This window comes from Pseudomonas sp. G3-19 (assembly GCF_054855875.1).
The window spans coordinates 996,078-1,007,920 of the sequence record NZ_JBMPIQ010000003.1 but is presented as its reverse complement, the minus strand read 5'-3'; the positions used below and the strand labels follow the sequence as shown (position 1 = coordinate 1,007,920).

The window sequence follows — 11,843 nt, the reverse complement described above, 5'->3', positions numbered from 1 at the left end:
AAATCAGTGCAACTTTTCAGTCAGCGCCACACTCCATTGATCACTGTTCATCCATCTGCAAGGAGTCACCCAATGGCCCGCAAATCCCGCGTGCAAGCCGTCGAAGACCAAATCAAGGATCAAGCCTTCAGCGAACTTCAGGCTTTGATCGAAGAGTCCGACAAACTGCTCAAGAGCAGCGCCTCACTGGTGGGCGAAGAAGCCGAGACCCTGCGCGGACAAATCGCCCTGAAACTGCAACAGGCGCTGGATTCTGTTTCGAGCGTGCGTGAGCGCACCAAACCGGCGGTCGAGGCCACCGAGAGCTACATTGGCGGCCATCCATGGCAGACCGTAGCGATTTCCGCCGGTTTCGGTCTGGTGGTGGGCTTGTTGCTCGGTCGTCGTTGATCGACGTCTGACAAAAAACATGTGGCGAGGGAGCTTGCTCCCGCTGGACTGCGCAGCAGTCCCCTATTCTCAAGCAGATAAAAGGGGATCGCTCCGCAATCCGGCGGGAGCAAGCTCCCTCGCCACATGGGTTATCTGACAATTATTCCCCGGCCAATTCGCGCAACTGCGCCAGCGTCTGCTCATCCAGCACAATCCCCTCGGCCAGCGATCTGGCCCGCTGCAAATGCCGACGATCACCCGGCAAGCGCTTCAATCCCACCCCATGCATCTGCCGCACCAGTTCTTCGCTGCGCTCGGCAAAACTTTGCCCGGCGGATTTGCTTGGGTCGATGACGATCAGCAACTGCCCGGTCCACGGGGTCTTGGCCCCGGGATGGTTCGACCAGTCGAACTCGAAGGAGAAATTGCCCCCGGTCAACGCCGCCGCCAGCAGCTCGACCATCATCGACAGCGCCGACCCCTTATGCCCGCCAAACGGCAGCAGTGCGCCGCCTTCAAGAATGGCTTTCGGATCCTGCGTCGCCTGCCCAAGACCATCCACGCCCATTCCGGCGGGCAGACGTTCGCCCTTGCGCGCCGCGATCTGCACATCACCGTGAGCAATGGCGCTGGTCGCCAGATCAAAGACAATCGGCGCACCACCGGCCCGCGGCGCGGCAAAGGCAATCGGGTTGGTGCCGAACAGCGGCCGATCAGCGCCATGCGGCACCACGCAGGTCATGCTGTTGACCACGCTGAGCGCCACCAGCCCGTCTTCGGCAAACGGCTCGACGTCCGGCCACAGCGCCGCAAAATGATGCGAGTTGCGAATTGCCAACACCGCAATTCCTGCGTTACGCGCCTTCTCCACCAGCAACGAACGAGCAGCGGCCAGCGCTGGCTGGGCGAAACCGTTGCCGGCATCGACTCGCACGAAACCCGAGGCTACGTCCTCGACTTGCGGCACAGCCTGTCCATTGACCCAACCGCTATTTAGGGTCGAAACATATCCGGGGATACGGAACACGCCATGACTGTGCGCACCGTCGCGTTCGGCACCGGCGCAGTTGGCAGCCAGAGTGCGGGCGACGGACGCCGACGTACCGTGGCGCAGGAAAATTTTTTCAAGCAATTGCGTCAGCGCTTCGAGCGAGAGTGTGGACGCAACGGGGGAAGACACGGAATCGTGTGGCGCAGACATCTGAAGCTCCAGACTAATTATTGGAGGGAACAACAGCGTACGAACAGCTTGCCCAGCGATTAACCACGCCCGGTACGGGTGCTGTCAACCGTTGTGGTGCCGGCTTGTCGCGGCTAGCACATTGCGCTGCCGCTGGTGCGGTAACTATGTACCACCCGTGCTATCTGCCCGGTCTTTAGTCTCGTGTCTCAATTTACCGGTGCACCGGACGGTGCCCTGAACGAGACCCGATGATGCCTGCTCCCATTCCTCCCCTGCTGTTCCAGCCCATCCTCAACTCCCCCGGATCGTGGCGCGAACTCGGCAATCTCCATCACTTGTCCAGCGCGGACTTCCAATGGTTGAGCCACGTGCAACTGGCGACCCACGCACTGCGCAGTCAGCAGACCCCGCCCATGCTTGCCCAGCGCATCCTGCTCAATACCGCTAGTGCGCCAGCGGTGCCTCTGGCCGGCAGTTTCATACTCAGTGCCACCCCGGATGATCACGGGATCCTGTTGTACACACCTTTCGCCGGGCTGAAAAAACATGCCAGCCTCACCGCCCTGACCGCGCACCTGGAACAGCATCTGAACAGCGCCAGCGAGGACGACCGACTGCTGGCATTCCTCGCCTTTTCCCAACGCAAGCGACTGGCAGAACAGCACGGCATCAGCGTGACCTACCAGCTTGTCGAAGGCGATATCTTCGAAGATCAACACGCCGTCATCGAGCATTGCCAGCAGCTCAACACGCAAGCGATGCTTGATGAATTGATGCAACTGCCCGAACTTGGCAGCCTGCTTCAGACCATTACCGACGAACTTCTGACGCCGACGATGCGCGGCGTCGACCAGACACACACGCGCGTGAACCTGTACGCGACCACGACCGCAACCGGCCCGGCATCGGCAGACCTTGCTTCACGGCGCGGGGTTGAAGCGCTGTCGCTTGGCGATGCGTTGCTGTTGCACTATCGCCACTCCGGATGGCCGGTTGGCCAGACCCATGAGTTTTCGCACCCCGACCGGACTTTCCAGGCCAGTGATCAGCAACACTGGGAAACAGCCATCACCACGGCTTCAGGCAAACTGCTGGTGTTGCTGTACCAGCACATGGAGCGCTACTGGAATGGGCTCAGTGCTGACGGGGCCTCGCGGCGCGACGTATTGGCGCAGATCATTCGGCAGCAGGCGCTGGCGGACTTTTTGTTCAAACGCGAGGCTGGCATCATCGATCAGCGCCAATTCGACAGCCTGCTGACGTCGCTGGGTTTCAGCGAAAGTCTGGCGCCTCGCGCGGCCGTGGAAACCGTGCGTTTATGGGAGCACCAGGCAAACTTCGTGGAACTGGCCGGTGCGCTGATGATCAGCCACTCCGACAACTGCCTGTATACCCCGACTCACGGTTTGCAAGTGCTCAAGGACTACGCAGATCTCAAATCCATGCTGCTCGGCAAGTTCGCCAGCCCCGGGCACGAAGACGAACTCTATGGTCTGCTGAGTCTCGACGAGCGCCAGCGCTTTCTCGGTTTTGATCGGCCGCAGGTTTCCGGTGAATCGATTGCCGGAGACGTGTTCAGCGTACTGCTCGAATTGATCATCACCAAGCAACGACAGAACATCGACTATGCCTTGCAGTTGTACCGGCACAGCGACGGCGTCGTGGATATCCGCGCACTGTTCGATAAGGCCCTGGACATCCGCTCGATGCTCCACGAGCGCCTTGTCACCCTGGATGCTCGCGGGCGCTGGAGCACCCGGCCGATGCTCACCGGCAACCCATTGCCTTCAAGGGTGCTGGCGGACACCGCCGCAGCCGAAGTGCGCAAGTTCGCCAGCATCATGCCAACCATCGCCGCAGACTTCGCCGCTCAGCCGTTGACCGTCACAGCGCTGCAGCGTACCTACCTGCAAGGTATCGTAGCGAAGCTGGCGCACGCCCTGTCTGTCGGCATCAATGGCGAAGCACGGTTGAGAGTCCTGGACGGAACGCTAAGCCGTCATGCGCAAACCCTGGTCGACACCGTGTTCAATCCGGATCACCCGGATCGCAGCCGCCGCAAGGCACTCAACGGGATTCGGCCGGATGCCTGGTCATTGACGTTACAGGTCGCCGGTGAGAGCGAAGTGCTGCCGTTGGCCAACTGCGTCCTGCTCACGGAACGCGGTGGCCTCGATACGCAGCACTCCGGACGCGCGATCTTGTGGACACCGGCTCTGGGCCTGGAAGTCTTCCGCTCGATCGAGCACGCCAGACAGGTTTTGAGCCAGCGGCTGCTGGATCCGCAAAAACGCCTGGCGCTGCTGGAAAACCTTTCACCCCTGCACCAGAGGTTCCATCAACACTACACACTGGGACGGTTACAGCTGATCAGCGGCAATGTCCTGCAGGATCGCACCGAATCAGCGATCGAACACTTTCTCCAGCGCTGTGAACAGGTACGGGGCCGCCAATGGCCAAAGCCGCGCGAAACCCAGATTCTCAAAACGTTGAGTGAGCAAGTCGTTGAGACCAACCTGCAACGTGCCACCGCTCTGGCGCAGGCCCTCGCTAAACAGCATTCACTGCCTGCCTGGCTGGGAATGGCCAGGCTTGAAGACCAGCAGTTGCATCTGGAGCTGCTGGAACAGTGGCGGCACAGCGTCATCGACGACGAGGATTATCTCCACGCGCTGCCAACCTTGCGTGATTACATCCGGCAGACCCTAAAGACGCTGCTGAGCACCCGCTTGCACAGGCAGGATCTCGACCCCGAACAGATCACCGTCACTCCCGCGCTGAGCCTGATTGGGTCTGCAATGAGCCTGACCGATTTCGCCTTGAACCATGCGCATATTGCCCAGGACACTGCATTCTCCCTCAGCTCGAGCACCGACCGGGCGCTGCCGACCGGACTCGACCAACAAGCGGTCAGGAGCCTGCTGTTGTCCTTGAACGTTGCGACAACATTCGCCAATAAAATCACCACGGTGTTGTCCGCGAATGACGTCGACGCCGAACAACGCAAGCTGCGTTTCATCCAGCAACTACCCTGGCAACTGTTGCAACATGCCCACCAGTTACAACTGCAACAACGCTTGTCGCCGAAGTCCTTCGACTTGATTTCACAGGTGCTCGACATGCCCGATGCCGTCGCTCGTGCGACCGTGCAAGGGGCCGATGCGATTGTCCGGCCGTTAGCGCTGATCAAGACCGCCGAAGCCTCAGCGATCAAGGCGCTGGGGCTGTACTTGATCGGCCCTGCGGGAAAACCCGGCCCTCAGGTGCTTTATGCGCCCTACCATGGAGAGCACGCATTCAGTGAGTTCGAGGACGAGGCGGCAGTGATCGCCGCGCTGAAGACGCCGGGCTCACTGCAGGATTTGCTGCTGCGCCGCTTGCCGGAAAGTCAACGTTCGATCTTCAGCGCGTTGTTCAAGGCGAGCAGCGGCCAGACGAGCGAGATGACCCTGGCCACTACCCCGGTCGACGGCAACTTGCTGCTGCAGTTGTTCGACGACAATCTGGCCTTGTTGCCGCACTTGCTGAGCAGCCATTCGCTGCCATCGGCGCAGGCGGATTGGGACGCCGCGAAGCACCTGTTCAGTTCAGGCTTCCAGCGGATCCGGGGCCTGCTGCCGGGCAAGCTCGCCTATGTGCAGTTTCTCTGGCAAAGCTACCAGGATTTTCTGGACTCGGCCGAAGCGTTGCAGGATCACCACTGGAAACGTGCGCTGCAAACCTTTGTCGCCGGCGCAGCGCAGATGATCAGTCTCGGGCGACTGGCGCTGGAGTCACGTCTGGAATCTCAAGCCGTGGCAGCGCCGCAACCACCGCAGCCAACCACGCTGAGCGCTCCCATCCTTGCGCAGACAAAGCCGACCGATCCGCTGCGCACCTCGCTGCAGACATTCGAAGCTCCGACTATCGCCCTGAAGGATCTGACTCACGATGCTGCCGAGGGCACGTATCAGGATCTGACAACCAAAGCGACTTACGCCCCTATCGCCGGCAAAGTCTATCCCGTGGAGCGGCCGGGAGCCGTCTGGCAGATCAAAGGCGCCGAGCAGCCAGGCCCGGTGTTGCAACACACCGCTTCCCGGCAACTGGTGCTGGACCCGGATCGCCATACCGTGCATTTCGGCAAGGCCATGTCGACGATGCTCAACCATTACGCCACCCATCGCCAGGCGCGGTACATGCTGAATATCGAAGCGCAAGGCATGGAAGAAATCCGCGCCCGCCATCCGGAGAAAGCCCGCATGTTGATCGAGGCAATTGATCTGGCCCGGCATTACGCGTTCAACAGCCTGCACAATCTTGCGCAACTGAGAAACTATGTGCCGGGCACCCGCCTCGATACTTTTCTCAAGTCTTTTTTTGACGTGCAACGGATTGATGCCGACATTCTCGACAAGCTGAAGCAGGCCATCGTGCCGATCTGTGATGCCTTGGTCGATCCAACAGAAGACCTGTTGAACACCAGTCGCTTTGTGGTCGGCTCGAACAGACACAGCAGCTCGGGTGTAATCGCCTTTGTGCTGGGTGGCGATTTACTCAAGAAAGTCCATTTCACCGAAAAGTTCTTCAATCAAGGGCTGGATTGGTACAACACAGGCCTGACCGAACCGTTCAATGTTGACGGGCATGCACGGGCAGCGACGCTGATCCACGAGTTTTCCCATCAATTCAGCAAGACCGTCGACATTGCCTCCCTGGAAGCGCGGCGCCCGTTTGCTGATCTGATTGCTACGGTGACCGGTTACGGAGCTGCCCGCAAACAGGTACAGACACGATTTCAGCGCGAAGCACTGTCACTGTCCACGCGCCGTGAAGAGCTGTTTTCGCGCTGGAGCGACAACCTTCAGGAGTGGCTCGATATCGACGAGTTTGAGGGCATGGAACATGTGCGCAGGGAAGTTCTCAAGACCACGGGGACGAGGAATCTCGAGGACGCGCGAACGGCATTTCTCAGCCCGACCAACCCGCATCCACGCATCGACACCATATTGCGCAATGCCGATTCGATCGCCTTTCTGATTTGCGAAATGGGCCGCCAGCTGGATCCGGTAACCCAACCTCACGGAGGGCTCAACTGAGATAAAAAAAATGCGCAGGCGGTTGGCCTGCGCATGGTTCATCGCTGGGTGAACTCAGTCTTTCTGGTCACGCAATACATTGCCCGAGGCGCCATCGATGCGGAATTCATACACCGAACCGTCGGCCTTGCGGCCCTCGCCTTTCCAGTAGCCGTCATTGTCGGCCTCGATTTCATAGACTTCGACGTAACCGGCCTTGGTTTTCACGATCTCGATAGCCTTTTCGATGGTGACCCAGCCCGCACCGGGACGATCAGCCATGGCGGCACCGGCGCTGAACAAAGCGGCGGTGGCGATTGCAGCGGCTAAGGTTTTTTTGATCATTTTTTCACTCCATTTGTGGATGATGTTCCTCTGATGTCCTGTTTTTGGGCGTCTGACGGAAAAATAAGTTCCACTTTGATGGGCAATTGCCATGACGGATGTTCTCGGCGCAACGCCCGCAAGGTTAGAATGCAGCAAATCAGGACGAGTCAATGACCCAAGAATCCCTCTCGGAAGCCGAATACGATGCGATCACCGATGCCGCCGCGCACTGGTGCATGCGTCTGCACGCCGTAGACTGCTCCGCCGAGGAGCGTCTGGCTTTCGAGCAATGGCGCGATGCGCATCCGCTGCATGCATTCGAATACGAAGCGATGCTGGAGATCTGGGACGTTGCCGAACACTTGCCACGTCCGCAGACGCCGCCGAGTGTGCCGCTGAATAAACCACTGCCCGCCTGGCGGCGCTACGCAATTGCCGCGAGCGTCTGCGCCCTGGCCTTGCCACTGGCGGCGTACGGTGGCTGGAATCTGGGCTGGTTGCCCAACAGCTATCAGCATTTCGCAGCCACCGACAATGTCCGTCAGGTCACCTTGAAGGATGGCAGTCAGGTCGAGCTCAACCTCAATACTGAGTTGACCTTCAGCAATTACAAGGATGAACGGCGGGTCACCCTGAAAAAAGGCGAGGCGTTTTTCGAAGTCAGCCATGACCTCTCCCACCCGTTCGTGGTCAGGGCCGGCGAAGGCAAGATCCGCGTGACCGGCACCCGCTTCAATGTCTGGCTCTACGAAGATCAGGTGCGGGTCAACCTGATCGAAGGCTCGGTTCTGGTAACCAGCAACGCCGCCCTGCCCGGCGACGGTCTGCGCCTGGGGCCGGCCATGCAGGCGCAGTACCGGCATGGCGACTACACGCCACAGATCAGCCAGACCTACGCCAACGATAACGCCCTGGCCTGGCGCAGCGGCAAACTGGTGCTCGACAACCTGGCGCTGAACGAAGCCTTGCCGCTGATCAATCGCTACCTGAGCAAACCGCTGAAACTGGCCGACGCCAACACCGGCGCGATCCGCGTCGGCGGCGTCTACAACATCAAAGAGCTCGGCGGCCTCGTCAACACCCTGCCCAAGGTGCTGCCGGTCTACCTTACGCGCAATACCGAGGGTGATCCGGTGATCAACTCGATGCCGCGGCAGCCACCAAAAACCTGAAAGCGGTTCCCGTCGGCCATGGCTGACTCAGGGCACAAAAAAGCCGCTGTTCCCGTCAAGGAGCAGCGGCTTTTTCGTTCAGCCTGACTTACTGCGCAACCACCTCGGTGCCCTTGCCCGCCACCTCGCGAACCGTTTGCACCTGATACTGCGGATCGGCAGCGATCTGCTGCTCAGTGAACGGCAACACGCTCCACTGCTTTTTCGAAAACGCCTCGGTCTGATCCCGGGAATATTTCGACTCAGGGTCACTGGACAGCGAGAACGCCAGCAGCCCTTGAGCGTGCGGGCCTTTGTCGTCAAAGGTCACCACTTGCAGGTAGCTGGTGCCGCTGACCACTTCGAGTTTGCCGTCTTCACGCGGCACGCTCTGGATCGCGTTGTAGATCCCCAGCGTTCCCGGCCCGCCGTGAATTGCGGTTTGTTGAGCGCCGCTGCTCGCCACCTGAATATCGCCCCAGCGGGTTTCAGGCTTGAGACCCATTTTCTGCGCAGTGGCAGCCGACGCCAGCAGCGCTTCACGCAGTGCCTTGCTCACGGCCGGTTGCTCGATCGCCAACCCGCGTGGCGTGTGTTGCGGGTCTTTTGGATCGAACGGCACACGCCAGACATCCGGCGACGCTTGCAGCGCCTGCATGATGTTCTGGAAATGCACCAGACCAATGCCCGAATCCAGATTCGCCCGGCCATCCCAACCCTTGAGACTGGCACAAACCGGCTTCAACGCGGCCGCGTCCGCACCCAGATCCGCAGCGCAGAACTTCAGCAGATCAGGCAGCACCTGAGTCGCCAGATAGACGTTGTCGTCCATCACCATCTGTTGCAGATCCTTCACCGCCAGCGGCCCTTTTTTGCCGAGTGTGTTCAGGCGCTCCAGCGCAAATCTTGATCGCAGGCCCAGCGGCTGGCCGTCCTGACTGATCAGCGGCGAGAACCCGGTCAGCGGTTGTGCCGGGTTCGCCAGCCACGCGGAATCGTTGGAATGCTGGACGAAGTCCTTGCGCAACAGTTGCGGCAGCTGGCTGGCGGCATAGATACCCTTCTGCGCAGCTTGCGGATCGATATCCCAGGCGCAAGCGCTGTTGGAACCGTCGAGCACGATCATCTGCAAGCCGATGCGCGGGTCGCTGCACTTGGCCAGTTTGTCGGCGCTGACGTTCGGCACCACCGACAGGTTCATGTACAGCGTCTGCCCCTTGTCATCCACGGCCAGGGTGTTGACCCAGGGGATGCCCTGAAGCTTGTGCACCGAATCCTGCAGAGCCTTGAGGCTCGACGCCTGGTTCATCGCGTACCACTGCGTCAGCACGCGATCATTGTCCAGGTTGGCGTCGCGCAGGCTGTAGGCGTACTGATGATCCCAGTCGAGTTTGCCCGGCCATTGCACGATCGGGCCGAACTGCGAGCTGTAGACATCGCGCGAGACCGGCACCACCTGACCGTCCGCCTGTTTGACCTGCACAGTGACCGTCTGCTTGTTCAACGGCAGCGACTTGCCGTCGAGCAGGTAGCGGGTCGGGTCTTTCGGGTCGAGTTGCAGACGATACAGGGTGAAATGTTTGGATGAATCCACCGTGTGGGTCCAGGCCAGATGCTGGTTGAAACCGATGTTGATCATCGGCAACCCCGGCAAGGCTGCACCCATGACGTCGAGTTTGCCCGGAATGGTCAGGTGCATCTGGTAAAAGCGCATGCCGCCAACCCATGGAAAATGCGGGTTGGCCAGCAGCATGCCGCGTCCGTTGAACGAGCGTTCGCTGCCGACCGCCACGGCATTGCTGCCGCGATCCAGAGCGAAGCGCTGCAGGCGCGCGTCCGCCAACTGATAGGCCCGGGCATCGCTGCCGAGCTGCGCCGTGGCCTGCGGCGGCGTCGCGCCAGCCAGGGCTTCGGCGAACTGTCCGACCCCGCCCTCGACCAGCAGGCGCCGAGTGAGTTTGACCAGATCTTCGGCGCTGATATCACGCACCCACTCACCCTGGCACTGTTGCGGGAGACCCTGCTGGCGGCGTTCGGCGAGATAACGGTTATAGCCCGCGGCATAACCTTCCACCAGATCGTGCACCTGCGCCGGTTGCGCGTCCCAGAAGGCTTTCACCGCTGCGGGAGTGTTGAGCCAGGTGAAGAACAGGTCGCTGACGCGATTCTCGCGTTGTTCGACGGTGAACTGCTCCGGCCCGAAATAACGCGAGCGCTGGCCATTGACCGTGACGATCTCGTTGGCCAGCAGGCACAGGTTGTCCTGCGCGTAGGCGTAACCAATGCCGAAACCCAGTCCGCGTTCATTTTCCGCGCGGATGTGCGGCACGCCAAAGGAGGTGCGGCGGATATCGGCACTGGCTTGTGCAGCGGGACTGAACGCATGGGCGGACAGACTGAGTCCGAGAAACACACCGGCGAGGGCCAGTCCGGTTAACTGTCGGGAAATAATCACACTCGCTCCTGAACGACAAGACAAGGATCGGCGCTTGCGCCGGATCCACTCTGAAATTGATTCATGCGCCTGGGGCGCAAGACGGCTGTTCAGGAAACGAATGCGAGAAAAAAAATTTAGCCCGATTGAGGAAGGTGAAATTCACTGATTACGGGAAAACAACGAATAACCGACAAAATTTCTACATATTTCCTTTCATGATTTGTCGTGCTGAAACGTCTTGTTTACTGAGAGCAGTCAAAACGTTTCCTGATCGGGCTCTGAAAAGGAGTAACCCCATGTACAACTCGCAACTACCAATGGATGGTAGCCAGGCGTCACAAGGAGCTTCCATGAGTTCCCGCGCGAGCAGCTTCGCCCCCAGCCCCGAGCGTCAGGGCAATGAGCGTATTCGTCTGTTGCTGAAAAGCTTCGGCCTGCGCACCAGCCTGATTCGTCTGAAAGTCATCGACGCCCTGCTGGTCGCCGCACAAAGTGATCGACGCCTGGGCGTGCGCGGCGTGCACAGTCAACTGCTGGACCTGGATATTCCGTTGTCCTTTCTCAGCGTGCGCGAAGTGTTGAAGCGTCTATGCGCCGAAGGGGTGGTCACCTTCAACCCGGACAAGAGTTACAGCCTGCATCCACAGGCTGCTGCAGTGCTCAATCACGATTGAAGCGTCCCGCGATCGCCGTCAGGGCTTGACCTTGCGGCGCATCACCCCGTTGATCACCACCACGACCACCGCCACACCCATGGCGATGTACTGGAACATCTTCTGACTGATCATCCCGGCATTTTGCAGCCAGGACAGGCCGAGCATGATCGCCAACACCGACAGGGCGATCAGGATCGAGTATTTCAAACGTTGCTTCTGGGTCATTGCAGGTTCCTGAAACTTTCAAATGTATCCGGTTTGTATCCGGTTGCATGCCATGCACATACCGTGTTGCGGGGATGGGCCTGGCTGAACGCGGTCTCATGTTACAGCCGATGAAGAGTTTTGGCTTCATGCCGGCGTAACCATGAGGATCTTTGAAATGTTCCGTCGAATCACCTGGCTGATTCCTGTCCTTGCCGTTCTGACCTTGAGCGGCTGCATCATTTTCCCCCACGGCGGCTGGCATGATGGCCACCATCGTTATCAGGAAGGCCCCGGTTATTACCATCGATAAAACAGGATCGTTCGCCCGCCGGTGCGCCTGAAATACCGGTCGGGATACCTCACCAGCCTTTTCAATGCCAACCATGCCCGCCCGCCAGCGGGCATTTTTGTTGGCGCGCCTGTGCCTCGCAAATGCCTTTTCGATCAGCCTGC

The 11,843-nt window shown here is 59.7% G+C and carries 9 protein-coding genes; 5 read left to right on the top strand and 4 right to left on the bottom strand.

Annotated elements, in window-relative coordinates; genetic code table 11:
- The first annotated feature begins 72 nt into the window (after positions 1-72).
- Positions 73-390, top strand: coding sequence for an ElaB/YgaM/YqjD family protein (locus tag ACOYXI_RS04630; protein WP_007961870.1), 318 nt, complete (start codon positions 73-75; stop codon positions 388-390).
- 142 nt (positions 391-532) lie between these two features.
- On the opposite strand, the gene ACOYXI_RS04625 is transcribed toward ACOYXI_RS04630, so the two are convergent.
- Positions 533-1,573, bottom strand: coding sequence for an Ldh family oxidoreductase (locus ACOYXI_RS04625; protein ID WP_098963945.1), 1,041 nt, complete (start codon positions 1,571-1,573; stop codon positions 533-535).
- 233 nt (positions 1,574-1,806) lie between these two features.
- Here ACOYXI_RS04625 and ACOYXI_RS04620 point away from each other — a divergent pair, with 233 nt between their 5' ends.
- Complete coding sequence (locus tag ACOYXI_RS04620) at positions 1,807-6,633, top strand: hypothetical protein (protein WP_461675545.1); 4,827 nt, start codon at positions 1,807-1,809, stop codon at positions 6,631-6,633.
- A 54-nt stretch (positions 6,634-6,687) separates the two neighbouring features.
- On the opposite strand, the gene ACOYXI_RS04615 is transcribed toward ACOYXI_RS04620, so the two are convergent.
- Complete coding sequence (locus ACOYXI_RS04615) at positions 6,688-6,957, bottom strand: PepSY domain-containing protein (protein WP_007961867.1); 270 nt, start codon at positions 6,955-6,957, stop codon at positions 6,688-6,690.
- Positions 6,958-7,109: 152 nt separating this feature from the next.
- Here ACOYXI_RS04615 and ACOYXI_RS04610 point away from each other — a divergent pair, with 152 nt between their 5' ends.
- Complete coding sequence (locus tag ACOYXI_RS04610; protein ID WP_461674425.1) at positions 7,110-8,111, top strand: FecR family protein; 1,002 nt, start codon at positions 7,110-7,112, stop codon at positions 8,109-8,111.
- Between the two features lie 88 nt (positions 8,112-8,199).
- Here the strand turns inward: ACOYXI_RS04610 and pvdQ are convergent, their stop codons facing one another.
- Complete coding sequence (gene pvdQ, locus ACOYXI_RS04605) at positions 8,200-10,545, bottom strand: bifunctional acylase PvdQ (protein WP_461674424.1); 2,346 nt, start codon at positions 10,543-10,545, stop codon at positions 8,200-8,202.
- A 278-nt stretch (positions 10,546-10,823) separates the two neighbouring features.
- Between pvdQ and ACOYXI_RS04600 the strand changes: the two genes are divergently transcribed.
- A complete protein-coding gene (locus tag ACOYXI_RS04600) occupies positions 10,824-11,201 on the top strand; it encodes a fe2+ zn2+ uptake regulation protein (protein ID WP_027612026.1) in 378 nt (125 codons plus the stop codon).
- Between the two features lie 18 nt (positions 11,202-11,219).
- Here the strand turns inward: ACOYXI_RS04600 and ACOYXI_RS04595 are convergent, their stop codons facing one another.
- Positions 11,220-11,408 (bottom strand): hypothetical protein, encoded by a 189-nt coding sequence (locus ACOYXI_RS04595; protein ID WP_007961862.1) that lies wholly within the window; start codon positions 11,406-11,408, stop codon positions 11,220-11,222.
- Positions 11,409-11,565: 157 nt separating this feature from the next.
- Here ACOYXI_RS04595 and ACOYXI_RS04590 point away from each other — a divergent pair, with 157 nt between their 5' ends.
- A complete protein-coding gene (locus tag ACOYXI_RS04590) occupies positions 11,566-11,700 on the top strand; it encodes a hypothetical protein (protein ID WP_256578470.1) in 135 nt (44 codons plus the stop codon).
- Positions 11,701-11,843 lie beyond the last annotated feature (143 nt).